Origin of the sequence: Aerococcus christensenii, from assembly GCF_001543105.1 — a bacterium.
In the GTDB taxonomy this organism is placed as follows: domain Bacteria; phylum Bacillota; class Bacilli; order Lactobacillales; family Aerococcaceae; genus Aerococcus; species Aerococcus christensenii.
On record NZ_CP014159.1, the window covers coordinates 1,501,429 to 1,527,636 of the forward strand.

The 26,208-nt window shown below is 42.2% G+C and carries 21 protein-coding genes; 19 read left to right on the forward strand and 2 right to left on the reverse strand.

Features of this window, described 5'->3' with window-relative positions; translation table 11 throughout:
* Positions 1-24: 24 nt before the first annotated feature.
* A complete protein-coding gene (gene dnaK, locus AWM71_RS07195; protein ID WP_060777299.1) occupies positions 25-1,857 on the forward strand; it encodes a molecular chaperone DnaK in 1,833 nt (610 codons plus the stop codon).
* Positions 1,858-1,938: 81 nt separating this feature from the next.
* A complete protein-coding gene (dnaJ, locus tag AWM71_RS07200) occupies positions 1,939-3,081 on the forward strand; it encodes a molecular chaperone DnaJ (protein ID WP_060777484.1) in 1,143 nt (380 codons plus the stop codon).
* Between the two features lie 54 nt (positions 3,082-3,135).
* On the opposite strand, the gene AWM71_RS07205 is transcribed toward dnaJ, so the two are convergent.
* Complete coding sequence (locus AWM71_RS07205) at positions 3,136-3,384, reverse strand: hypothetical protein (RefSeq protein WP_060777300.1); 249 nt, start codon at positions 3,382-3,384, stop codon at positions 3,136-3,138.
* A 261-nt stretch (positions 3,385-3,645) separates the two neighbouring features.
* On the opposite strand from AWM71_RS07205, the gene lepA reads away from it, so the two are divergent.
* The 15 genes from lepA (at position 3,646) to AWM71_RS07280 (ending at position 20,691) form a co-directional block, all read left to right on the forward strand.
* Positions 3,646-5,466: a translation elongation factor 4 gene (lepA, locus tag AWM71_RS07210; RefSeq protein WP_060777485.1), complete on the forward strand. Its 1,821-nt coding sequence runs from the start codon at positions 3,646-3,648 to the stop codon at positions 5,464-5,466.
* Positions 5,467-5,661: 195 nt separating this feature from the next.
* Positions 5,662-7,314: a formate--tetrahydrofolate ligase gene (locus AWM71_RS07215; protein WP_060777301.1), complete on the forward strand. Its 1,653-nt coding sequence runs from the start codon at positions 5,662-5,664 to the stop codon at positions 7,312-7,314.
* 240 nt (positions 7,315-7,554) lie between these two features.
* Positions 7,555-9,444 (forward strand): ABC-F family ATP-binding cassette domain-containing protein, encoded by a 1,890-nt coding sequence (locus AWM71_RS07220; RefSeq protein ID WP_060777302.1) that lies wholly within the window; start codon positions 7,555-7,557, stop codon positions 9,442-9,444.
* Positions 9,445-9,479: 35 nt separating this feature from the next.
* On the forward strand, positions 9,480-10,421 hold the full coding sequence (locus tag AWM71_RS07225; RefSeq protein ID WP_060777303.1) for a thymidylate synthase: 942 nt from the start codon (positions 9,480-9,482) through the stop codon (positions 10,419-10,421).
* Between the two features lie 11 nt (positions 10,422-10,432).
* Positions 10,433-10,945 (forward strand): dihydrofolate reductase, encoded by a 513-nt coding sequence (locus AWM71_RS07230; RefSeq protein WP_060777304.1) that lies wholly within the window; start codon positions 10,433-10,435, stop codon positions 10,943-10,945.
* Positions 10,942-11,526 (forward strand): DUF2140 family protein, encoded by a 585-nt coding sequence (locus AWM71_RS07235; protein WP_060777305.1) that lies wholly within the window; start codon positions 10,942-10,944, stop codon positions 11,524-11,526. The genes AWM71_RS07230 and AWM71_RS07235 overlap by 4 nt, the downstream gene beginning before the upstream one ends.
* Positions 11,527-11,539: 13 nt before the next feature.
* The gene (locus tag AWM71_RS07240; protein WP_236701123.1) at positions 11,540-11,767 is read left to right on the forward strand and encodes a YozE family protein; all 228 of its coding nucleotides are present in this window, start codon (positions 11,540-11,542) and stop codon (positions 11,765-11,767) included.
* 21 nt (positions 11,768-11,788) lie between these two features.
* Positions 11,789-13,333, forward strand: coding sequence for a S41 family peptidase (locus AWM71_RS07245; protein ID WP_082632767.1), 1,545 nt, complete (start codon positions 11,789-11,791; stop codon positions 13,331-13,333).
* Between the two features lie 13 nt (positions 13,334-13,346).
* Entirely contained in the window at positions 13,347-13,892 is a 546-nt protein-coding gene (gene lepB / locus AWM71_RS07250) for a signal peptidase I (protein ID WP_060777306.1), read from the forward strand.
* 62 nt (positions 13,893-13,954) lie between these two features.
* The gene (ylqF, locus tag AWM71_RS07255; protein ID WP_060777307.1) at positions 13,955-14,827 is read left to right on the forward strand and encodes a ribosome biogenesis GTPase YlqF; all 873 of its coding nucleotides are present in this window, start codon (positions 13,955-13,957) and stop codon (positions 14,825-14,827) included.
* A gap of 1 nt (position 14,828) precedes the next feature.
* A complete protein-coding gene (locus AWM71_RS07260; protein WP_082632766.1) occupies positions 14,829-15,599 on the forward strand; it encodes a ribonuclease HII in 771 nt (256 codons plus the stop codon).
* Between the two features lie 78 nt (positions 15,600-15,677).
* Positions 15,678-16,568: a DNA-processing protein DprA gene (dprA, locus tag AWM71_RS07265; protein WP_060777309.1), complete on the forward strand. Its 891-nt coding sequence runs from the start codon at positions 15,678-15,680 to the stop codon at positions 16,566-16,568.
* A 153-nt stretch (positions 16,569-16,721) separates the two neighbouring features.
* Positions 16,722-18,818, forward strand: coding sequence for a type I DNA topoisomerase (gene topA / locus AWM71_RS07270; protein WP_060777310.1), 2,097 nt, complete (start codon positions 16,722-16,724; stop codon positions 18,816-18,818).
* A 116-nt stretch (positions 18,819-18,934) separates the two neighbouring features.
* The gene (locus AWM71_RS07275; protein ID WP_236701124.1) at positions 18,935-19,849 is read left to right on the forward strand and encodes a tyrosine recombinase XerC; all 915 of its coding nucleotides are present in this window, start codon (positions 18,935-18,937) and stop codon (positions 19,847-19,849) included.
* A 17-nt stretch (positions 19,850-19,866) separates the two neighbouring features.
* Positions 19,867-20,691: a hypothetical protein gene (locus AWM71_RS07280; RefSeq protein WP_060777311.1), complete on the forward strand. Its 825-nt coding sequence runs from the start codon at positions 19,867-19,869 to the stop codon at positions 20,689-20,691.
* Positions 20,692-20,733: 42 nt separating this feature from the next.
* On the opposite strand, the gene plsY is transcribed toward AWM71_RS07280, so the two are convergent.
* Positions 20,734-21,351 (reverse strand): glycerol-3-phosphate 1-O-acyltransferase PlsY, encoded by a 618-nt coding sequence (gene plsY, locus AWM71_RS07285; protein WP_060777312.1) that lies wholly within the window; start codon positions 21,349-21,351, stop codon positions 20,734-20,736.
* 190 nt (positions 21,352-21,541) lie between these two features.
* Here plsY and parE point away from each other — a divergent pair, with 190 nt between their 5' ends.
* Both parE and parC read left to right on the forward strand, forming a co-directional pair.
* Complete coding sequence (gene parE, locus AWM71_RS07290) at positions 21,542-23,641, forward strand: DNA topoisomerase IV subunit B (protein WP_082632765.1); 2,100 nt, start codon at positions 21,542-21,544, stop codon at positions 23,639-23,641.
* A 3-nt stretch (positions 23,642-23,644) separates the two neighbouring features.
* The gene (parC, locus tag AWM71_RS07295) at positions 23,645-26,119 is read left to right on the forward strand and encodes a DNA topoisomerase IV subunit A (RefSeq protein ID WP_060777314.1); all 2,475 of its coding nucleotides are present in this window, start codon (positions 23,645-23,647) and stop codon (positions 26,117-26,119) included.
* Positions 26,120-26,208: the final 89 nt, after the last annotated feature.

The following is a 26,208-nucleotide window of genomic DNA, read 5'->3' on the forward strand; positions in this document are numbered from 1 at the left end:
TTGAAGAGAAAAGGGGAATTTATAATGAGTAAAATTATTGGTATTGACTTAGGAACAACAAACTCAGCTGTTGCAGTGTTAGAAGGGAATGAACCTAAGATTATTCCTAACCCAGAAGGTAACCGGACAACACCTTCTGTTGTTGCCTTCAAAGATGGGGAAATTCAAGTTGGGGAAGTCGCTAAACGTCAAATGGTGACGAACCCTGATACCGTTGCTTCCATCAAACGTCACATGGGCGAAGATGGCTACAAAGAACATGCAAATAACAAAGATTATACGCCACAAGAAATTTCTGCCATGATCTTACAATACTTAAAAGGCTACGCAGAAGATTACTTAGGGGATAAAGTCACCAAAGCTGTTATCACCGTTCCTGCTTACTTTAATGACGCTCAACGTCAAGCCACCAAAGATGCAGGTAAAATTGCTGGCTTAGAAGTAGAACGTATCGTTAACGAACCGACTGCAGCTGCTTTAGCTTACGGTCTTGAAAAAGAAAAGGACGAAGAGAAGATTTTGGTCTTTGACTTAGGAGGTGGGACCTTCGATGTGTCTATCCTTGAATTAGGGGACGGCGTCTTCGAAGTCTTATCTACTGCCGGAGATAACAAATTAGGTGGTGACGACTTTGACCACCGTATCGTAGAATACTTGATTGATTCCTTCAAGAAAGAAAACGGCATTGACCTTTCTAGCGATAAGATGGCTATGCAACGTTTGAAAGACGCTTCTGAAAAAGCGAAAAAAGATCTCTCAGGAGTTACCTCGACTCAAATCTCCTTACCATTTATTTCTGCAGGGGCAAATGGTCCTTTACACTTAGAAGTCACCTTAACACGTGTGAAATTCAATGAATTAACAGAAGACCTCGTTGAACGGACCACTAACCCTGTTCAACGGGCTTTACAAGATGCTGACTTGAGCAAGAGTGAAATTGACCAAGTTATCTTAGTGGGTGGTTCTACACGTATCCCAGCAGTGGTTGACCACGTTAAAGAACTTACTGGTAAAGAACCTAACCGTTCTGTGAACCCAGACGAAGTGGTGGCTATGGGTGCTGCGATTCAAGGTGGTGTGATTACAGGGGATGTCAAGGATGTTGTCCTCTTGGATGTTACCCCACTTTCCTTAGGGATTGAAACCATGGGTGGTGTCTTCACCAAATTGATCGATCGGAACACAACCATCCCAACCTCTAAATCTCAAGTCTTCTCCACTGCTGCAGATAACCAACCTGCCGTAGATATTCACGTCCTTCAAGGGGAACGTCCAATGGCTGCAGATAACAAGACCTTGGGCCGCTTCCAATTAACCGACATTAATCCAGCTCCTCGTGGAATTCCTCAAATTGAAGTCACCTTCGATATTGATAAGAACGGTATCGTTAATGTTTCTGCCAAGGACAAAGGAACCGGTAAAGAACAAGCTATTACTATTCAATCCAACTCCGGCTTAACCGATGAAGAAATTGATCGGATGATGAAAGATGCCGAAGCTCACGCAGAAGAAGACGAAAAACGTAAAGAAGAAGCTGATTTGAAGAATGAAGTTGATCAACTCATTCATCAAACAGAAAAGACCACCAAAGACGTCGAAGGCAAAGTCGATCAACCTGAAATTGATAAAGCCAACAGCTTAAAAGATGAATTGAAGGCTGCTCGAGAAGCAAATAACACAGAAGACATGAAGAAGAAGAAGGATGAATTAATGGAAGTCCTTCAACAACTTACCATGAAACTCTACCAAGCGAACCAAGCAGAACAACAAGCCGCTTCTGGTCAAGCAAGTGATAACAAGAAGAAAGATGACGGCACTGTTGAAGGCGACTTCGAAGAAGTAGACGACGACAAATAATAAATAAAGTATTCGAGATGTCCCTGTCGAGAGGCAGGGACAATCTTTTGTTAAAATAGAACCAAAAGGGGGAGGTTTATGATGGCAGGAAAACGTGATTACTATGACGTCCTAGGTGTCTCCAAAGACGCTAGCCAAAAAGAGATCAAGCAGGCTTATCGACAACTCGCTAAAAAATACCATCCCGATCTCAATAAAGAACCCGGTGCAGAAGAAAAATATAAAGAAGTAACAGAAGCTTATGAAGTCTTAGGCGATGAAAAGAAACGCCAACAATATGACCAATTTGGCCATGCCGGTGCTAATGGTGGCTTTGGTGGAGGTTCTTACCAATACTCTAGTCAAGGATTCTCTGGTTTTGATGATATCTTTAGTCAGTTCTTCGGAGGAGGCGGAGGCTTTGGCGGTTATTCTTCTGGACGTCAGGCCAATGCGCCTCGTCAAGGAGACGATCTCCAATATACACTCGATCTTAAGTTCGAGGAAGCCGTCTTCGGGACGGAAGAAACTATTCGCTACAAACGGGAAGAAGCATGTCATTCCTGTGAAGGGACGGGAGCCAAAGGCGGCTCAGGAAAAGAAACCTGTTCGCAATGTCACGGTCAAGGGATCGTTCAACAAGTCCGGAATACACCATTTGGACAAATGGCTACCCAAACAACCTGTCCAAACTGCCAGGGAACTGGTGAAGTCATTGTTGAGAAATGTACTTCTTGTGGCGGAAGTGGCCGGGAAGAGAAGAATCATACAGTGAAAGTCAAAGTCCCTGCTGGGGTGGAAGATGGCCAATCAATCCGTCTGTCCAGACAAGGGAACGCTGGCTATAATGGCGGACCGAACGGGGACTTGTATGTAGTCTTCAGTGTTCAACCTTCTGATATTTACAATCGCAAAGGCGCTCAGATTTCAATCGAGTTACCGATTAACTTTGCTCAAGCAGCTCTTGGGGATGAAGTCGAAGTGCCTACCGTTCATGGCAAGGTGAAGTTAAAAGTGCCTGCGGGTACTCAGAGCGGCGATGTGATCCGCTTAAGAGGCAAGGGAGCCCCTATCTTAAATCGAGATCAAATGGGCGATCAACTCGTCCACGTTCGTGTGGTTACGCCTAAATCTTTGAACGAAAAACAAAAAGAAGCCCTTAGAGCTTACGCGAAGGCTTCTGGAGATAATGTGACTGAAGCAGAAAAGAATTTCTTTGATAAATTAAGAGATGCTTTCTCATAGAAGGCAAGTTAAAAGGCGGTAGTACTACCGCCTTTTTGTGTGTCTTTTTAGAACTTAGCTTCTTCTTAGGAGGGCAGATTCGATGGAATGCATGATGGCGTCTACCATAGTGTCGCTGGGTTCCCCTTGACCGAATTCCTCTTGGTAAATGACTGTACAATCTATTTGAAGTGAGCCAAAGTAAGGTTCCCAGAGGTAGCGGTTGGTGAGGACGACATCTCCCTTTCCTAGATGAAAAGCGTCAGCGAATTCACGTGCCGAATCAAATTTATGGATGATTGGATGCATAGACAATTGTTTCATAGTTAAGCTCCTTTAATCCCTTAAAAATTAATCACTTTATAGTAAAGCGCTTTCTCACCGCCAATTTAGCACGCTTCGAGGAGCTTGTCAATGTCTTATCGATTTTTCTTTAGTGTGGGGAGGAGGGAAGGCCTATACAGAAGAGATTCTTCAAAATATAGGAGGAAGATTAGGCGAAGAGAGGGATTTCTGTTATAATAAAAAATGATTCTATTTGAGTGAACAAAGGAAGTGAAAGAATTAGTGAGTAAAACACTTGATATGAAAGAACTTCAAGAACGCCAGAAACGGATTCGTAATTTTTCGATTGTGGCGCATATTGACCACGGCAAGTCGACCTTAGCGGATCGGATTTTGCAGAAGACAGGTACCGTTTCAGACCGGGAGATGCATGATCAACTTTTAGATTCCATGGATTTAGAGCAAGAGCGTGGGATTACCATTAAATTGAATGCGGTGGAACTAGAGTATAAGTCTCAAGATGGAGAGACCTATATCTTCCACCTGATTGATACCCCAGGACATGTCGACTTTGCCTATGAAGTGTCTCGGAGTCTGGCAGCGTGTGAAGGGGCTATTCTCGTAGTAGATGCGGCGCAAGGGGTAGAGGCCCAAACGCTCGCTAATGCCTACTTAGCGGTGGAGAATGACCTTGAACTTGTCCCCGTCGTGAATAAGATCGACCTTCCTTCAGCCAATCCAGAGCTCGCCAAACAAGAAATTGAAGATATTATTGGGATCGATGCTTCGGATGCGGTCTTGTGTAGTGCCAAAACTGGGATTGGAATCGATGAAATTTTAGAGCAATTAGTAAGTAAGATTCCTGCCCCAACAGGAGATTTAGATGCTCCATTGCAAGCCCTTATCTTCGATTCGGTGTATGATCCTTATCGTGGCGTGGTGCTGAGTGTTCGGATTATGAATGGAATTGTTCAACCAGGAGATAAGATTGAGTTAATGTCGAACGGCAAACAATTTGATGTGACAGAGGTCGGCATTATGTCCCCTCAAGCGATGAGTCGGGATTACTTGATGGCTGGAGATGTGGGTTATATTACAGCTTCCATTAAGACTATCCAAGATACCAAAGTAGGAGATACGGTCACTTTGGCCTCTCGTCCAACTACAGAAGCTTTACCAGGGTATCGGCCTATGCTTCCTATGGTCTACAGTGGATTGTATCCTGTAGACTCGAGAGACTATTCAGATCTTCGGGATGCGCTCGAAAAACTCCAATTGAACGATGCCTCCTTGACCTTTGAACCGGAATCTTCTCAGGCACTCGGTTTTGGATTTAGGTGTGGTTTCTTGGGGATGCTCCATATGGACGTTACCCAAGAGCGGTTGGAGCGGGATTTTGGATTGAACTTGATCATTACAGCGCCTTCTGTTATTTTTCATGTCTTTAAAACAGACGGTGAAATGATTGAAGTCTCGAATCCTTCTCAAATGCCTGATTCTACTCAAGTGAATCGCATTGAAGAACCTTATGTAAAAGCGGAAATCATGGTTCCTCAAGAATACGTCGGAAATGTGATGGAATTGGCTCAGCGCAAGCGGGGAAATTTCGTCAATATGGAATATCTTGATGATATTCGAGTGAATGTGATCTACGAAATGCCGCTTAATGAAGTTATTTTTGATTTCTTTGACCGGCTCAAATCTTCCACTAAGGGATACGCTTCTCTGGATTACTCTATTGTGGGCTATAAGCCAAGTCAATTAGTGAAGTTAGATATTCTCTTAAGTGGGGATCCAGTTGATGCCCTCTCGACGATTGTTCATAAGGACTTTGCCTATGATAGGGGACGGAAGCTCACAGAAAAACTCAAGGAAGTGATTCCAAGACAAATGTTTGAGATTCCTGTTCAAGCGGCGATTGGTCACAAGATTATTGCTAGAACTACGATCAAAGCTTACCGCAAAGACGTGACGGCCAAACTCTATGGAGGAGATGTTACCCGTCGTCAAAAATTATTGAAGAAACAAAAAGAAGGGAAGAAGCGTATGAAGGCTGTAGGTCAAGTAGAGGTGCCACAAGAGGCCTTTATGGCTATCTTAGACATGGATGAAGAAAAATAGAGTTCTTTGCTGGAGAGAAGACGCACTCTCTATCCTAAGGTATAGAACGAACAAATGAAGGGAATATAATAATAAAGTTCGGAAAAACGACTAAATTTCAGGAAAATTTTCTAAAATTTAGTCATTTTTCTTACACTTTATAGTATACTAGACCTATTCTATTACCTATTCTATTGAAAATATTGGAGGGCAGCTATGGACAGTGATATTCAAATTGCACAAAATAATCAATCATTACCAATCGAAGACATTGCGAAGGCCTGTGGGTTAAAACCAGAAGAAATATTACCGTACGGGCATGATAAAGCGAAAATTAGTCATGAAGGCTTGATGCGATTACAAAGCCATCCACGCGGTCACTTAATTTTAGTAACTGCTATTAATCCAACACCAGCTGGGGAAGGAAAATCTACAGTGACTATTGGATTAGGAGATGCCCTTCATCGCCTGAACAAGAAAGTGATGATTACTTTAAGAGAACCTTCTCTTGGACCAACCATGGGTTTAAAAGGAGGTGCAGCTGGCGGAGGCTATGCGCAAGTCGTCCCTATGGAGGATATTAATCTTCACTTTACAGGAGATATTCATGCCATTACCGCTACGAATAACTTGCTGGCAGCTTTAATTGATAATCATATCCAACAAGGAAATGAATTAGGAATCGATAGTCGCCGCATTATTTGGAAACGGTGTATCGATATGAACGACCGGGTATTGCGTCATGTGGTCCTTGGTTTAGGAACGCCAGGCAACGGTTATGTGCGTGAAGACGGCTTTGACATTACAGTGGCTTCAGAAATTATGGCCGTTCTTTGTCTCTCTCGAGATTTAGAAGAAATGACAGACCGCTTTAATCAAATGATTGTGGCCTATCGGAGAGATAAGACGCCGATTCGAGTTCAAGATCTAGGTTGCGCAGGTGCCATGTCTTTATTGATGAAAGATGCGATTTTACCAAATTTGGTTCAAACTTTAGAACACACGCCAGCGCTCATTCATGGAGGGCCTTTTGCGAACATTGCTCACGGCTGTAACTCTGTGATTGCAACAGATACTGCTTTACGTTTATCAGATTATGTGGTTACAGAAGCAGGCTTTGGAGCTGACCTTGGCGCTGAAAAATTCATGGACATTAAGATGCCTGTTCTCGGTCAACATCCAGAGGCCGTAGTCATCGTGGCGACGATTCGTGCCTTGAAGCATCACGGCAAGGGGGACGACTTTGCGGCCTTAGAGCGTGGGATCTCTAACTTGAAGCACCATATTGTAACGATGCAAAAATATGGCGTTCCTGTGGTCGTGGCGGTGAACCGTTTTATTCAAGATACAGAAGAAGAACTCACTTTTGTTCATCAAACTTGCCAATCTCTTGGCGTCTCTTGTCATACGACAGAAGTCTGGGCTAAAGGTGGAGAAGGGGCTTTAAGTTTGGCAGAAGATGTTCTTCACCAAATTCATCACGCCCACCCCCGCTTTACCCCTCTCTATTCAGCAGAAGAAACCAGTATTGAAGACAAACTCGACTGCCTAGTGAAAGAAATTTATGGGGGCAATCAAATCGAATACAGTCCGCAAGCTTTGAACGAATTGAAGGAAATTAAGGCAAACGGCTGGGACAAACTGCCTCTCTGTATGGCCAAAACACAATATGCTTTGTCTGATAATCCTAAAGATCTGGGCGAGCCGCGTGACTTCACCTTGCATATCCGTCAGTTTATTCCGAAGTTAGGCGCAGGTTTTATCGTTTGTCTAACCGGAAACATCCTCACTATGCCTGGATTACCGAAGCATCCCGCCGCTCTCAATATGTCGATTGACAATCGAGGAAAAATAGAAGGTCTCTTTTAATAGAATTCTATGAAGCAGTCGTCAAATAAAAGTGGCCTGTGCTAAAATAGAATAGCCAAGAAAAGTCGTGAAAGAAATTTCTGGATCGACTTTTTTTATCCGCAATTTTAAGTGAGCGGGACGATTTTGAAGAAAATGAAAGAAACTTCTAAAAAAAATGTAAGTCGACGGGTGGTAGGCTTCGTTTCGTTGGAAATTATGATAAAATAAAACAGAATGTTAGAAGAGGAGCGATGCGTTTTGCGTGATTATCTAGCAAAGAATTGGAGTAAAAGCTACGGCATCAAGGATATTTTAAAAGAGGTATCCTTCTTAGTACGAGAGGGAGATCATATAGGTCTCATCGGGCCTAATGGTTCTGGAAAATCGACGCTTTTGCAAATTATTGCCGGCTATGACAGTGTAGATAGCGGAGAAGTAGATCATCAAAACGATTTTACGATTGGTTTGGTGAAACAAGATCCGAATCTGGATGACCAACAAACCGTTTTTGAAGCGGTTTATATGTCGAATAGCCCCTTGGTTCAAGTGGTTCGTGCTTATGAAGAAGCCGCTAATGACTTAGCCAAGGCTCCAGATGATCCGCAAAAACAAGCAGCCTATAAACGTTGTGAGCAAGCCATGAATACTAAGAACGGGTGGCAATTAGAGACCAAGATTCAAACCATTCTTTCGAAATTACAGATCAAAGATATCTATCAACCGATCGGTCAATTGAGTGGAGGACAAAAACGGCGCGTGGGAATGGCGAAGGTTCTCATTGATGAGCCAGACCTCTTGCTTTTGGATGAACCGACCAACCATATGGATTTTGAAATGGTGGAATGGTTAGAGAACTATATCGGCCAATACAAAAAATCGGTGATTGTCGTTACCCATGATCGGTACTTTTTGGATCGGATCTCTAAGCGTATTTTTGCTTTAGAGGGTGGAGAATTGAGAGAGTATCACGGCAACTACCAAGATTATCTGGATAAGCGTGCCATCGAATGTGAAGTAGCCCAGTCCACCCGCGAAAAGCAGAAAAAACTTTACAAACAGGAACTGGCTTGGATGAGGCAGGGGGCTCAAGCGAGAAGTACCAAGCAAGAAGCACGAATTCATCGCTTCGAAGACCTCAAAGAAAGTCTTAACCAACCAACCCTTACCCGGCAAAACTTGACCATCGATTTGGATCAAGAGCGGTTAGGTAAGAAAGTAATCACTCTGGACCATGTTTCTGTCGGCTATGATAAAGACAAGCCGCTTTTGGAAGATATTAATCTTTTAATTCAAAAGAGTGACCGAATCGGTATTATTGGAGGAAACGGCGTCGGCAAGACCTCTCTCCTTCATACGATTGCTGGGCTTATTCCTTGCTTAGAAGGGACGATAGACTTAGGAAGTACGGTGAAGTTAGCTTATTTCCAACAACTTCCAGATAACCTTCCAGAAGACAAACGGGTCATTACTTATATCCAGGAAGTCGCGGATGAATTTGTCTATTCAGATGGGCGAAAACTTTCAGCTTCTCAAATGTTGGAGACCTTCCTTTTTGATCGGCAAACGCATGGTCAATTTATCGGTAAATTATCAGGTGGAGAGAAGAAGCGGCTCTATCTCTTGAAGCTTCTGATGTCTCGTCCGAATGTCTTGTTTTTAGATGAACCGACCAATGATTTAGATATTGACACCTTGACGGTTTTAGAAGATTATCTCAAGACTTTCCCAGGGGCGGTCATCACCGTGAGCCACGATCGCTACTTTTTGGATAAGGTCGTTGACAAGTTATTAATCGCAACAGATCATCACTGCCAACTCTTCTATGGCAATTATTCCGACTATCAAGTCGTCAAAAAAGAAGAAAGCAAAAAACAGAAAGAAAGCCAGCCGAAGTCTTCCACTAAAGCATCCGCAAAAACGGATAAGCCTAAAAAGAAGATGACCTACCAAGAGAAGAAAGATTGGGAAACCATTGAAGAGGACATTATGGCTTTAGAAGAAAGTATTCAAGCCATAGATGAGGAAATGATGGCCTGTGGGTCTGATTATGGAAAGCTAGCAGACCTCCAAAAAGAAAAAGAAAGCCAGCAAGAAGAATTATTAGATAAGATGACTTATTGGGACTATCTTAGTGAATTAGCTCAATAAATAAGCCTATCAAAGTTTGGAAAGGACCGATAATTGTGAAACAATATCTCGATTTACTGCAATATATTCTAGATAATGGGGTCGATAAGGGAGATCGAACAGGTGTCGGTACCCGGTCTGTTTTTGGCTATCAGATGCGGTTTAACCTGCAAGAAGGATTTCCCATTTTAACGACGAAAAAAGTCGCATTTGGCCTGATTAAATCTGAGCTTTTGTGGTTTTTGAGAGGGGATTCGAATATTCGTTACCTCTTAGAAAATAAGAATCATATTTGGGATGAGTGGGCATTTAAAAACTGGATTGAAAGTGAAGATTATCAGGGACCAGATATGACAGACTTCGGCTTAAGAGCAGAGAAAGACCCCGACTTTAAAGCCCTTTATCTCGAAGAAAAAAAAGCCTTCTGTCAACGGATTCTAGAAGATGATACCTTTGCCCTTCAGTATGGAGAATTGGGAGATGTTTACGGAAAGCAATGGCGGTCTTGGAAAACAAGAGACGGCAAAACTATTGACCAAATTGCGATCTTGCTTGATCAGTTGAAGAATCATCCGAATTCCAGACGAATGATTCTTAGTGCTTGGAATCCAGAAGATGTCCCTCACATGGCCCTTCCCCCTTGCCACACCTTGAGTCAATTTTATGTCAGCGAAGGAAAACTTTCCTGTCAGTTGTATCAACGGAGTGGGGATGTTTTCCTAGGAGTGCCGTTTAATATTGCTTCTTACGCCTTGCTCACTTATCTGTTGGCTAGAGAAGTGGGACTTGAAGTGGGTGATTTCGTACATACTTTTGGAGATGTCCATATCTACAATAACCACTTTAATCAGGTGAAGGAACAATTGACACGGACACCAGGTGAATTGCCACAGTTAGTGATTCATAGTGACCGGTCGATGTTTGAACTCACTAAGGAAGATATTGTCTTAGAAAACTATCATCCGCAGCCAGCGATTAAAGCGCCGGTTGCCGTCTAGGAGGGAAGTTCATGTTAACAGCGATTTGGGCTCACGCCAAAAATGGAATTATAGGAAAAGATAATGCTTTGCCTTGGTCTCTCCCTAATGATATGCGTTTCTTTAAGCAACAAACGCTCGGCAAAAGTGTCGTGATGGGGCGAAGGACTTTTGAATCGATGGGATGTCGTCCACTTCCTCATCGAACGAATTATGTTTTAACTCAAGAAGAAGATTTTAAAGCGACTTGGGAAGGGAAGTTTGACAATTTACAGGTGATTACTGATAAGCAAACGATCCTTACTCTTCAAGAAAAAGAAGAAGTGATGGTAATCGGCGGAGCAACGATTTATCGCCTTTTCTGGGAAGATTTCGACCAACTACTCATTACCAATATTCAAGAAGATATAGAGGGAGATACGCAATTCTTACCAGACCTCCAAGATTTTGAATGTTATAAAGTCGAAGAAGGGCAGCAAGACGAGAAAAATTTTCTGACCCATCAATTTGAATTTTGGCGGAGAAAAGAGAATCCTAAACCATGACAAAGCACAGAAATGGTTGGAAATTTGCTTTTCTAACTCTCCTTTCTCTTCTTTTGTTAGGCCTTTTGGGAAGCTATGTCCTTTTTATGTCAGAGACTCAACCCTTATCTGCCTCTCCTAAAGAAAAGGAAGTTTCTTCCTCTCTTCAAGCTCTGCCAGTACATGCTCATTTAGAAGTGGATGATTTACTGACTTTGATTGAAGAAGCACATCCCGATCTTGATATTCAACGCCAAGAAAATCAATTGCTTTTGAGGGGGCAGAGCGTGATCATGAACCGAAGAGTCACTTATAGTGTCGGCCTCATACCTCTTACTAATGAAAAGAAGAATCTTTGCTTTGATATGAGCCATTTTAAAATTGGAGACCTTGAGATTCCTTTACAGGTTTATTGGCCAGCCGTGAAGGGATATTTTTCCCAGGATAAATTTTTACACGCGACGTCTGTTCCTGGACGTTTAGAGTTAAGATTGACAGATCTTTCGGTGAAGGGAGCGGTCCTTAAGGATTTCCAGATCGATTGGGAAAAGAATCAAGTCTTGCTTGATTTAGAGCTTCCTCATCCCAACATAAGCAAGTAAATAGAAAGAAGGCATGGTTTTGCGTCCTTTTTATCAATATGTACAGAAATATCGAAATCCCTCTGCTCAGCATCCAACAGCAGTAGAGGAACTGGCAGAATTAATTTATTTAGATAGCGATTTTCCAAAATCTTCTACGGAGTTTCACCAATTAAGTGATTATATCGAATTAAACAGTCGTTATTCTCACTTTGTAGGAACTTTTGATGACGTCTGGAAAGCTTATCTCAACAATGACTAACTTAGAAAGGAAGTGACCCGAATGCAAGCAGATCAACCCAAAGAATCACTCAATACATCCAAACAAACGCAAAATATAAATACAAAGGAATCAGAGGCAACATCTTCAACGCAACCCCTACTTCAAAAACACTTCCTTCTCAAATTTTTGAAAAAGAGATCCGTTCAAATCGGAGGGGCGATCCTCCTCACTGCTGTGGTGACTTTTTCCGCAACGAATTACTGGAATACAGGACTTTCGCCCTGGGAAAGTTTGGACGGAGACTGTTTCACTCTTCCAGAATTACAGAAAATTCAGCGAGCTTTTACAGTTTTGAACAAACAATATATGGGGAACATTGACCGTGAAAAAATGATCAATTCTGGTATTGAAGCTATGACCAAGTCTCTCGGAGATCCTTATACCGCTTACTTACAAGAGGAGGACTCTAAAGATTTGGATCAGACCATGGAAGCGAATTTTGAAGGCATAGGGGCCCAGATTAGTTCTGATCACCAAGAAATTGTCGTGATTAGTCCGATTAAGGGGAGTCCTGCTGAGAAAGCAGGCATTCAACCGCATGATGTCTTGGTCAGTGCAGATGGTCAATCCTTATCCGGCAAGACACCCGCCGAAGCTGCTAAAATGATACGTGGAGAAGCAGGAAGTGAGGTCCAACTCGTCGTTCGAAGGGGAGATAGCGAACAATCTGTCACCATCAAAAGAGGCAAAGTGCCCCTTCAAACGGTGCATAGCGAAAAAATAGCTGACCATCCAGAAATCGGATATATTCAAATTTCTACCTTTTCTGAGCCAACCGCTGCAGATGTACGAACAGCTGTCACAGAGCTTAGAAAACAAGGCGTGAAATCCTTTATTGTCGATGTTCGGGGCAATCCTGGGGGCTTATTGACTTCCGCTGTTCAGATTGCTAACTTCTTCTTGAAGAAGGGACAAACCATTGTTCAAGTGGAGAATAAAGAAGGCCAACGCAAAGTTATTACCGCTGGAAAAGATAGCGACTTTCATATCGATGAACCGACCGTCTTATTGGTAGACAAGGGCTCTGCTTCTGCCTCTGAAATTTTGGCAGGGGCCTTGAAAGAATCTGCCCATCTGCCTATTGTAGGAACTCAAACCTATGGCAAGGGGACTGTTCAAACGGTCTTTAAGCTTGATCCCAAAGATAAACTCAAAGTGACTTATGCCCACTGGTTAACGCCAGATGGTCATTGGATTCATAAAAAGGGGATTCAACCCGATGAAACCGTAGAACTGCCTGATTATGCGACCTTACATGTCATTGATACGCAGAAAGAATATCATGAGGGGGATGAAGGCGACGAAGTCAAAAATATTCAGAAATTTCTTCAAGTCCTTGGCAAATTGCAAGAAGATCAAGTGACTTCACATTATGATGCCAATACACAAAAAGCGGTCAAGGAATTCCAAAAAGAAAATCATTTGAGTCAAACCGCTACCATAAATCAAGAAACTGCGTTAAAATTAATCCAAGTTCTCAAACAAACCCTGCAAGCGAATGATCAACAAAAGCAAAAAGCAGTGGATTTATTGAGGAATCATTAGAAGGGATAGGATTATGAGAAAATTCATTGATGCTGTTGGAGAATTTATTATTATTATTGCTTTATCTTTACTTTTATATGTAGGGATTCGGCATTTTGTAGGGTTTCAATTTACAGTCAAGGGAGATTCTATGCTCCCAACTACTGTTAATAACCAACATTTAGTGGTCAACCGGATGGGGGACATCAAACGGTTTGATATCGTGGTCTTAGATGCGCCTGATAAGAGTGGCGACAAATACATCAAGCGGGTAATTGGGATGCCGGGAGATACCGTAGAGTACAAAAATAATCAGCTCTATATTAATGGCAAGCCCGAAGAAGAACCTTACTTAAAAACCTTAAAAGACAAAAATCCAGGAAAAAAAGTGACTCAAGATTTTTCTTTGAAGGATATTATCGGACAGGAAAAGGTTCCTGAAGGGGAATACTTTGTCTTAGGGGATAATCGACCAGTTTCTAAGGATGGACGCTACTTTGGAACCGTCAAAAAAGACTTGCTTTATGGGAATGTCCACTGGCGGATATGGCCTTTGAGTGAATTTGGCCGTGTGAATTAAGGAACGTATAGAAAGGCAGTTCATTTTTGGCTGCCTTTTTGTATGAATAACGAGGTGAAAATATGGCAACAATTCAATGGTTCCCTGGACATATGGCTAAGGCCAAGCGACAAGTTCAGGAGCAGTTAAAAGCAGTAGATGCAGTGATTGAACTAAGGGATGCGCGGATTCCCGAAAGCAGTAAAAACCCTTTAATTGACCACATCATCGGTAACAAACGTCGAATTATTGTGCTGAACAAGTCTGATTTGGCAGACCCAGCGCAGACAAAACTTTGGATGAAGGGCTTAAAAGGTCAAGAAACAGACGTGCTGGCTCTAGATAGTAAGAATCCGAATGCCATCAAACGTTTTAGAAAGGACTTACTAGCCATTACCCAAGATGAACGGGAAAAATGGCTGAAGAAGGGCATGAAGCACAAGCTGATTCGCTTGATGGTGGTCGGAATTCCTAATGTTGGAAAATCTACCTTCATTAACCAATTAACTCAAAAAAAGATCGCTCAAGTGGGGAATAAACCTGGAGTCACTAAGGGACAACAATGGATTCAAATCGATAAGGACTTTGCCTTATTAGACACGCCAGGCATTCTCTGGCCGAAATTTGAAGATGAAGAAGTGGGTAAGCGACTCGCTTTAACAGGAGCCATCAAAGATACTCATTACTATAGTGACGATATCGCTCTGTTTGCTTTAGAATTCTTGTTGGACTATTATCCATCCGCCTTAAGGGAACGGTGTCATTTAACAGAAGAGGAAGCTTGTCCACCTTACCCTGACTTATTGATGACCCTCACCGAAAAGCTTGGGATGAAGGATGACTATGAACGAGCAAGTGATTGGTTGATTCGAGAATTAAGAGAAGGACGCATCGCTCCGGTCACTCTCGATCGTTTTGAAGATTACCTGATGGTTTATGAGAAAGAGGAGATTTAATATGAAAGAATCAGCAGCCACCATCCAAGCCTACCTCACTCAAGATTTGAAACTAATTAATTCAGATAAGGTCCTCCAATGGCGAAAGGATGAACGAAAAACTGTTCAAAAAGCTTTGAAAAGTTATGACAGAAGGTGTGCCAAGGCCCAAGAAGAAACCCACCATCTTCTCTCTCTTCGCAAATTAGAAAGCCAACTCCACCAAGAAGGCTATCGTTATATTGCAGGGGTAGATGAAGTCGGAAGAGGACCTTTAGCGGGGCCAGTGGTTACGGCTGCTGTTATCTTACCAGAAGATATGCCTTTGGTTGCTTTTGATGACTCTAAGCGGCTTTCCCATGCTAAGCGTCAGGAACTGGTTCAAGCCATTAAAACCTACGCGATTGCCTATGCTATCGATGTACAGGGGCCAGAGGTGATTGATGCCATTAATATTTTGGAAGCAACAAAAAAATCTATGAAGGCCAGTCTCCAAGCCTTACAGCCCGCTTGTGACTATGCCGTAATTGATGCGGTAGGATTGGAAGGACTAAGCGTCCCTAGTCAACATCCCATAAAAGGGGATGCGACGGTCTATTGTATTGCAGCCGCTTCTATCCTGGCTAAGGAATATCGGGATGACTTGATGAGAGCTTACGCCAAACAGTATCCTCAATACGGCTTCGATCATCATTTTGGTTATGGGACTAAGGAACATTTAGAAGCGCTTGCTGCTTACGGACCTTGTCCGATTCATCGCAAGACTTTTGCTCCTGTTAAAGCCTATCTTTAAAAAATTCCCTCTTTCTTGAAATGTATCCTAGAAAAATTTACCTTTTTGGCGGATACATTTTAAGAAGGGGGATTCAAAATGTTATCAGAAATTTCTAGTGTCTCAGATGACTTAGAACGCGCACGTCAATTATTAATTTATCTTACAGAATCCGGCTTAGTCGGTTACATGGACCGGGTAAGTCTTTTTAAAGAAGCCTTAGAAAAAGAAGACCTCTTCTCTCTTGTCCAAAGACAATTAGGGGAGAAGAGGTACTTCCCTCGTCTAATGGCTTTTTTTGAGGACTATTCCTTTTCACATTATCTTAAGGAATATCAAAAACGTCACATTCATCCGATTACCTATTTTGATTGGAATTATCCGCCACTTCTCCAAGAATCCTATCGGCCAGCTCTCGTCCTCTTCACGCAAGGCCAGTGGCAATGGCTCCATACACCTTGCCTATCTGTTGTAGGAAGTAGAAAAGCCAGTCAAGAGGCTAAGCAAGTGATCGACTACCTGATTACTCCCTGTCTTCAAGAATTAACCATCGTGTCAGGTCTTGCCTATGGGGTCGATGTTCAAGCGCATAGGACGGCTATTGAAGGGGGCGGCCAGACGATTGCTGTGATTGGAACGGGACTTGCTCATGTTTATCCTTCTTCCCATCAAGAGATTCAGCAGCTCATCGCTAAGAATTACCTCTTAGTCAGTATCCTGCCCCTTTATGCTGGTGTAAAGCCTTGGCATTTCCCTTACCGTAATGAAACGATTGCCGGGCTATCCTCAGCTACCTTAGTTATAGAAGCCAAGAAAAGAAGTGGCTCCTTAATTACTGCTAACTATGCGCTTCAAGCCAATCGAGAGGTAATGGCAGTTCCTGGGAGTGTGCTTGATGAATGCCATGAGGGGTGTAACCAATTGATCCAAGCAGGCGCCTTGCCCGTTCTTCAGGCGGAAGATATTTTGGAACAATACCATCTCTATTAAAAGTATTTTTGTGTTCAGGAGAAGTCCTATACTTGAAATTTGAAGAATAACCAGTGTTAAATGCTTTCATTAATAAAAAAGTCATTTGACAAGTAAAAAAAAATCTCCTATTATGATAAGCGTTTAATACCTATTTAAGAAAGGAACATCTCCTTGGCAAAAACAACAAATTCAAAAAACAAGAAAGATTTAGTGATCGTAGAATCTCCTACTAAGGCCAAGACTATTGAGAAATATCTCGGTAGAAAATATAAAGTAGTTGCCAGCAAGGGCCACCTTAGAGACCTCCCTAAGAGCAATATGGGGATAGATATTGAAGAGAACTATGCCCCTCACTACATCACTATCCGCGGCAAAGGACCGATTATTAAAGATTTAAAAAAAGAAGCTAAAAAAGCGAATAAAGTTTATCTCGCATCCGACCCAGATAGAGAAGGAGAAGCGATCGCTTGGCATTTAGCTTATATTTTAGACTTAGATCCGGAAAGTGCTATTCGTGTCACTTACAATGAAATTACAAAAGAAGCTGTTAAAGAAGCCATTAAAAATCCTCGTTCTATCGACAAAGACCTCGTCGATGCCCAACAAGCTCGTCGTATTCTAGATCGCTTAGTGGGTTACAATTTATCGCCTATTTTATGGGCAAAAGTAAAGAAGGGCTTATCCGCAGGTCGGGTACAATCCGTTGCTTTAAAGATGATTGTCGATAGAGAAATCGAAATTCGTCAATTTGTTCCAGAAGAATACTGGACGATTGATGGCAAATTCAAAAAAGGGAAAAACGTCTTTGAAGCTACAGCTGCCAAATTCAAAAATAAGAAATTAGATCTCAAGAACGAAGAAGCTGTCAAAGAAGTTTTAGCTAGCTTAAACTCGGACAACTTTGAAGTTCAAAACCTCCAAGAAAAGGAGCGCCGGCGTCATCCTCAAAAACCTTTTACAACTTCTTCCTTACAACAAGAAGCCTCTAAACGTTTACGTTTTAGGACACGTAAAACCATGATGATCGCTCAACAACTCTATGAAGGGCTTAAAGTAGGGGACAGCGGAAGTGTCGGCCTTATTACCTATATGCGTACAGACTCTACGCGGGTTTCAGAAGGGGCGCATCAAGAAGCCAATCAGTTAATCTTCAAAAAGTACGGGAAAAATTATATTGGTAAAGGGACCTCGACCAAGAGTGGGCAAGGGGACCAAGATGCTCATGAAGCGATTCGCCCAACTTCCGTTTTCAGGACTCCTGAGGAAGTGGAGCCTTATCTAAGTAAAGATCAATACAAACTTTATAGCTTAATTTGGGCGCGATTTGTAGCCAGTGAGATGTCTTCCGCTGTTTATGATACGGTAGCCTGTGACTTGGTTCAAGGCGATCTCTTCTTCAGAGCCAATGGGGCCAAGCTCAAATTTGCCGGTTATCTTCGGGTCTATCCAGAAGCAACAGAGAAAGAAAATCTTTTACCTGAACTTCAAAACGGAGACGTCGTGACAAGTCAAAGTATTGATTCCCATCAGCATTTTACCCAACCCCCTGCACGCTATACTGAAGCTTCCTTAATTAAGACCTTGGAAGAATTAAAGATCGGACGTCCATCGACCTATTCTCCTATTATTGAAACCTTGATTAAACGTTACTATGTCAAATTAGAAGCCCGTCGTTTTGAACCGACTGAATTGGGAGAGATTGTCAATCAATTAATCTTAGAATTTTTCCCAGATATTGTGGATACGGGCTTTACCGCTTATTTAGAAAAAGAATTGGACGAAATTGAAACTGGCCAGAAAGAATGGGTAAAAGTTATTGATGCCTTCTATCAGCCATTTCTAAAAGAAGTTCAAAAAGCAGAGTCAGAAATGGAAAAAATCGAAATAAAAAATGAACCCGCCGGCTTTGATTGCGAAAAATGTGGTTATCCGATGGTTATCAAATTAGGTCGGTATGGTAAGTTCATTGCCTGTTCGAATTTCCCTGATTGTAGAAATACCCAAGCCATTGTTAAAGAAATTGGGGTATCTTGTCCAAATTGTAAGCAAGGTCAAGTAGTAGAAAGAAAATCGAAAAAGAATCGTCTCTTTTACGGGTGCAGCCAGTATCCAGACTGTGAGTTCGTTTCTTGGGATAAGCCCGTTGGAAGAAATTGTCCGAAGTGCCAAAGCTTCCTCGTTGAGAAGAAGAAAAAAGGAGCTAAACAAGTCGTGTGTGCTTCTATAGACTGTGATTACGAAGAAAAAATTCAAAAAGGCAACGACTAGGAGCCCTAAACGAGGTAAGAAACAGCCTCGTTTTTTTATAGGGAAAAGATATTGCCGTTCATTGAAATTTTAGAAGTCTTGTGTTAAATTTAATGAGGTAAGCGAGGCGATAAAGAGTGAATATTTCGCAACTTAGAAAGACTTTTCACCACTATCTTTCCTATGAAAGACAATACAGCGATGAAACAGTTAAAGCCTATTTAAGAGATTGGGACGACTTCTTTGACTTCCTTCAAGTAGAGTTAGAGCTCAAAGAGCTTAAAGACCTCCAATATCGAGATATTCGCATTTATTTAGGCAAAAAACAACGAGAGGGCTTAGGCCGCCGCTCTCTTGCTCGTCATCTATCGAGTTTACGGACGGCTTTTCAGTTTTATCTGGAACAAGGCATTGTTCAGGAGAATCCTTTTAAGTATATTCAATCTGCAAAAGCGGGGATGCATTTGCCTGATTTTTTCTATGAAGAAGAATTGAGCAAGATTTTAGACAGCCTGAAGGATAGGACTCCTTTAGAGCAGAGGAATCGTGCGCTTTTTGAATTTTTGTATGCGACAGGCGCTCGGGTAAGTGAATGTGTTGGCTTAAAGTTAAATCAGATAGATTTCGACCAAAACATGATTTTTCTACATGGGAAAGGGAGTAAGGATCGCTATGTTCCCTTTGGCACTTATTGTAAAAAAGCCTTGCTTCAATATGTAACAGATGGGCGGCCACAGTTGTTACAAAATAAGAATCATCAGTGGGTCTTTGTGAACGCAAGAGGGGGAGCACTTACGACAGCAGGTGTGCGCTATATTCTTGATCAAGTCGTTAAGAAAAGCGCCAGCTCTCTTTCTATTCATCCCCATAAGTTACGTCATTCTTTTGCAACCCACCTTTTAAATCATGGAGCAGATATTCGAACGGTCCAAGAGTTGCTTGGACATAGCTCACTTTCTTCTACTCAGATTTATACCCATCTTTCCAAGGAAAATTTAAGAGAGAATTACTTAAAGTATTTTCCGACATCTACTCGAAAAGGACCTAATTAATTCATAGGAGGAAATATATGGAACCTATAACTGAAAAGCAGGTTTTAGAAAAAATACGCGATATTAATGCCGTTGTACGTGAAGGCAATATTTATGATAAGAATACAATGGATAACCTTCCTTTTCAAAAACTAGTCCAATTTTTGGCAATTTCGCTACAATCTAATGCATACTTAATCAGTGAAATTGGAGAGTTATTGGGATATTTTGCTTCTTATGAAGAAGTTAATAGCGAACGCACACAAGCGATGATGGAAGCGAGGCAATTGGATCCCCGTTATCTCCAAAGTCTTGCCTTAATCGTCAATACCGTGGCTAATATTCCAATTACAGATGATCGAACCATTTTTGCTTTAGAGAGACGTGACCAATATCAAGAAGGAAATACCACGATTATTCCTATCTATGAAAAACGTCAAAAAATGGGTTACCTGATTCTTGCTCGACCACACGAGAGTTTTACGGATCTGGATTTAATCTTAGGCGAATATGTAGGGACTATCTTGGCTATGGAAATGATTTTTATTCAACGGCGCCGAGTGAGAGAGCAAGAAAAACATCGTCAAGAAGTCGATCTAGCGATCAGTTCTCTATCTTATTCAGAATTAAACGCCCTCTATGTCATTTTCAAAGATGTTCACGAGCCACGTGTTCGCATCACAGCTTCTAAAATTGCCAAAGAAGAAAATATCACACGATCTGTAATCGTCAATGCTTTAAGAAAGATGGAATCAGCGGGCGTCTTTTCTTCTCGATCGTTGGGAATGAAGGGAACCCATATTGATACGCGCACTATGGACAATTTAAACTACTTGAAGAAACGCTTAGCGGAAGAAGTTTAAATAAAAAAATCGCGCCGGGAATGTCGTCGCGATTTTTTTTGCTTATTTTTTCTCTTGCTCTTTGCGATAGCCGAGTCCAAAAGGAACTTTAGATTCGGTTCCCTTGAGGATGCGCTGAATATTCGTATGATGACGAACAATGATCAAAAGACTGACCGTCCAGATAAAGGCTCGAAGTAGCCCATCTGGGTATATACATACAAAACAGGAGGCAAAGACCATCGCCAAAACGCTAGAGAGGGATACCATTCGACTGATATAAAGAACGATGAAGAAAACCCCAATCGAAGCTAAAGGAAGAACAGGAGCAATCGCTAAGCCCACACCAAAGCTTGTAGCCACTGCTTTTCCTCCTTTAAAAGCAAGGAAAATAGAAAAGCTATGTCCCACAATAGCGGCCAAGCCGAATGCCAAGAGGGGCCAAGTAATGCCTGGAAGATTTCTTAAGAAAATTACCGGCAAAAAGCCCTTTAAGAGGTCACAAATAAAAACGAAAAGGCCTCCCTTAACACCTAAAGCTCGAAAAGCATTGGTTGTTCCAATATTTCCTGATCCATATTGGCGAATATCCGTATGATAAAATGACTGTCCAATCAAGAGTCCAGAAGGGATGGATCCCAGAAGATAGGAACAGATCAAAGCAAAACTATTGATTAACATAAGTATTAGTCCTTTCAACGAGGTAAGTATAGTATAGCATAAGTTTTCTCAAAAGAAGACTCAGGGCTTTTCTATTTCCCCCTTCATGATCTCTTAAAAGAAAGTAGGGGTTGATTATTTAGGAAAGTCGCGCTATTCTTTAACCACTTTAATAAAACAAAACCCTATGAAATTGAGGAGCAAACACACTATGCCAAAAAAATCTCAAAATAAATATGATGAATCCTCTATCCAAATTCTGGAGGCCCTAGAAGCGGTTCGCAAGCGCCCAGGAATGTATATTGGATCGACAGATTTTAGGGGGCTCCATCATCTGGTTTATGAAATTGTTGATAATTCGATTGATGAAGCCTTAGCAGGATTCTGTGACCACATTGCGGTCACTCTTCATACAGATAACAGCGTGACAGTTGTCGATAACGGACGTGGGATGCCAATCGGAAAACATGCCACTGGAAAACCCACTGTCGAAGTTATTTTAACGGTTTTACATGCTGGAGGGAAATTTACAGAGAATGCCTATAAAACCTCTGGCGGTCTGCACGGGGTAGGGTCAAGTGTGGTGAATGCTTTATCTGATCAGTTAGATGTTGAAGTCCATCGAGATCACAAAATCTATCGACAGAGCTTCTATCAAGGCGGTCAACCTAAACGTCCGCAAACTCAATCGCTCAAATCTTCCAAAACAGGGACAAAAATTCATTTTCATCCTGATCCTGAAATTTTTGGCGAAGCTCAATTCAATACGGAAATTATTGCAGAAAATCTTAGAGAAAAAGCTTTTTTAACGAAGGGATTAACCATCCAATTCAAAGATGAGCGAAAGCAAGTCGAAGAAGTCTTTCACTATGAGCAAGGGATTGTTGAATTTATTGACTACTTGAACGAAGGCAAGGATACTCTCACAGATACTCTCTATTTTCAAGAGACAGACAAAGCCTTTGCTATTGAGATGGAATTAGCCTTCCAATATAACGATGGCTATTCTGAAAACATTCTCTCTTTCGTCAATAATGTGCGTACCCCAGACGGAGGGAGTCATGAAACTGCCCTAAAATCTGGCATGACGAAGGCCTTCAATGAATACGCCAGAAAAGTCAATCTCATCAAACCTAAAGAAAAGAACTTAGAAGGCAGCGACGTCAGAGAAGGCTTTACGGCTGTTCTATCCGTTCGAATTCCTGAAGAAATTCTACAATTTGAAGGGCAAACTAAAGGGAAACTCGGAACCCCTCAAGCACGACCGGCTGTTGAAAATATGGTCAGTGAACAGTTAGTGATCTATCTGATTGAAAACGGCGAAACCGCTCAAATGTTAGTCAAAAAAGCCCTTAAGGCGAGACAAGCTAGAGAAGCAGCGCGTAAGGCAAGAGAAGAGAGTCGATCAGGCAAGAAAACTAAGAGCAAAGAGACCATTTTATCTGGGAAATTAACCCCCGCTCAAAGCAAAAATTCTAAAAAGAACGAACTCTTTTTAGTCGAAGGGGATTCTGCGGGAGGCTCTGCCAAATTAGGAAGAAATCGTAAGTTCCAAGCCATCCTTCCTTTGCGAGGAAAAGTGCTTAACACAGAAAAGGCGGGACTGGACGATGTCTTGAAAAATGAAGAACTTAATACAATTATCTATACCATTGGTGCGGGTGTTGGGGCAGAATTTAAGTTGGAAGAAGCCAACTACGACAAAGTCATTATCATGACCGATGCGGATACCGATGGGGCCCATATTCAAATCCTTCTGTTGACCTTTTTCTATCGGTATATGCGACCTTTGTTAGGAGCCGGCCGAATCTATATTGCCATGCCGCCTCTCTATAAGGTATCTAAGGGGAAGGGCAAAAAAGAAATCATTCGCTATGCTTGGACCGATGAAGAATTGAAGACGGCTACTCAGTCTGTCGGAAAGGGTTACATCCTTCAACGCTACAAAGGGTTAGGAGAAATGAACGCCGACCAATTGTGGGATACGACCATGGATCCTGATAAGAGAACTTTGATAAGGGTAACCTTAGATGATTTAGCTTTATCTGAAAAGAGAGTCTCTGTCTTGATGGGAAACCAAGTGGAGCCCCGAAGAGAATGGATTGAGAAAAACGTTCAATTTACCATGGATGAAAAAGATCAACTTCTCGAACAAGTCACTCAAGAAGATTCTTCCTACACCAAAGATTTTTCCAAGGAACCGTCTGCCCATGGAGCAAGTTCAGCTTCCTCATCGAAGAGAAAGGCTGCCACTGGTGAGGAGAATCACTATGATAAAAACGGACAAATGTCTTTATTTGGAGAGGAGTAGGCCATGAGTATTGATATTCAAGAACTGAGTTTAGATGAAGTGATGGGAGACCGATTTGGACGTTATTCCAAATACATTATCCAAGATCGTGCGCTCCCAGATATTCGAGATGGCCTCAAGCCTGTTCAACGTCGAATTCTCTACGCCATGTATCACGAAAGCAATGATGCCAGCCATCCCTTCCGTAAATCCGCCAAAACAGTCGGTAATGTTATTGGGAATTATCACCCCCACGGCGATTCCTCTGTTTATGAGGCAATGGTTCGGATGAGCCAGTCCTGGAAGAACGGAATGCCTCTCATCGATATGCACGGGAATAATGGGTCGATGGATGGAGACCCAGCAGCAGCCATGCGGTATACCGAAGCTCGCCTTTCTAAAATTGCCGAAGAATTACTGAATGATCTCAACAAGAAGACAGTAGAGATGATGTTAAACTTTGATGATACAGAAGAAGAGCCAACAGTGTTACCCGCTGCTTTCCCTAATCTTTTGGTGAATGGGGCCCAAGGCATTTCAGCAGGTTATGCTACGGAAATTCCCCCACATAACTTAGCGGAAGTGATTGATGCGGTAATCTACTTGATCGGCCATCCCCAAGCTTCCTTAGAGAAATTAATGACCTTTTTACCCGGACCAGATTTCCCAACAGGAGGAATTATTCAAGGTAAACATCAACTCCTCAAAGCGTATCAAACGGGCCGAGGGAAGGTAGTTGTCCGCGCCAAGAGCACCCTCGAAAGTCTCAGAGGGGGAAGGGAGCAGATCGTGATTACGGAACTGCCTTTTGAAGTGAATAAGGCGGATCTCGTGAGAAGGATGGACGAACTTCGCTTGAACCATAGCATTGAGGGCGTGGCTGAAGTCAGGGATGAGAGTGACCGAGAAGGCCTAAGAATCGTCATCGAATTAAAAAAGAATGCGGACAGTCAACAGATTTTGCAATATTATTATAAATATTCCAACCTCCAGATCAATTACAACTTCAATATGGTGGCTATCAACCGGCAACGTCCTGAACAAGTCGGACTCTTAGCCATGTTAAGGGCTTATATCGCCCACCGCAAAGAGATCGTCAGACGTCGGACGCTCTTTGACTTGAAAAAAGCTGAAAAGCGGCGTCATGTCGTGGAAGGCTTAATTAAAGCGATCTCTATTTTGGATGACGTCATCGCCCTTATCCGTCAAAGTAAAGATAAATCGAATGCTAAAGAAAACTTGAAGAAACAGTTTGGCTTTAGCGAAGTGCAAGCCGAAGCCATCGTTTCCTTGCAGTTATATCGGTTAACTAATACAGATATTACCGCCCTCCAAGAAGAAAAATTGGCTTTGAATGAAGCGATCGCTAACTTCCAAAAGATTCTGGAGGACGAGGGCGTCATGATGAAATTGATTCAATCAGAACTCAAAGCCGTGAAGAAACACTACGGCAAACCTCGTTTAACGGTCATTGAAGAAGAAGTCGAAGAACTTAAAATTAAGAAAGAATTTCTTATTCCTGATGAACAAGTGATGACCATTGTCACACGAGAAGGCTATGTGAAACGAACCGGACTGAGAAGCTACCAGTCCTCCAATTTCAAAGACCTCGGTCTAAGAGAAGGGGACCACGTGCTCTATCTCGCTCAACATTCTACCCTAGATAATCTTATTTTCCTTACGAATAAAGGAAATTATATCTATCAATCTGTCTATGAATTACAGGAACTCCGCTGGAAAGACCTCGGCGAACATCTCTCTCAACGGATTAATTTGGGCAATGATGAAAAACTCATTCAAGTCTTTCCTGCAGATGCCCAGTCTACATCTTGTGTGGTAATGGCCAGTCGAGGCGGGATGATTAAGCAAACCCCACTTGCTCAATTCAAGACCTTCCGCACCCATAAAACCAAAACACAAGAAGCCATGAAACTTCAAGATACGCTCGACGAAGTCGTGAATGCCTATCTCGTTACAGAGAGTCAAAAAGACCAAGCCGAGGTGATTCTCTTCTCCCATTTGGGCTTTAGCTTACGCTATCCAGTAGCTGAAATTAGTCAAGTAGGACTCAAGGCCAAGGGCGTTATCGCGATGAATCTCAAAGGAGGGGACCATGTCGTTAATTTCGTTTACCATGATGCTCCTCAAGATAAGGATCAGATCTTGATTGCCAGTCAGCGGGGCTTCATGAAGCGAATGGTATGGGGGGACATTCAACCCATGACACGGGCTAAGCGTGGACTTATGGTCTTCAAAGAGATCAAAAGCAAACCTCATCGTCTCGTTGAAGCCTTAGGCGTACGTTCTGAGACAGAAGTCTATGAGCTCTATGGCTCAAACGGGGAACTCCTCCAAGTTCAAGCAGGTGACGTTCCTCTCAATCAGCGCTATTCCAACGGCACTAGCCTGGTAGACGAAGAGACATTCGGTTCCTTACTCCGCGTACTTCCTTTGCCTTATCAAGAGGCAATAGAAGGGGACCCATCCTCTGAAAAATAACACTAATCTTTTAAAATTCCCTGGGATTCCTTGGCTATGAGTAGTCATGAAAGGGGATCTATGTTAAAATAATAAAAGTGAATGCTTAT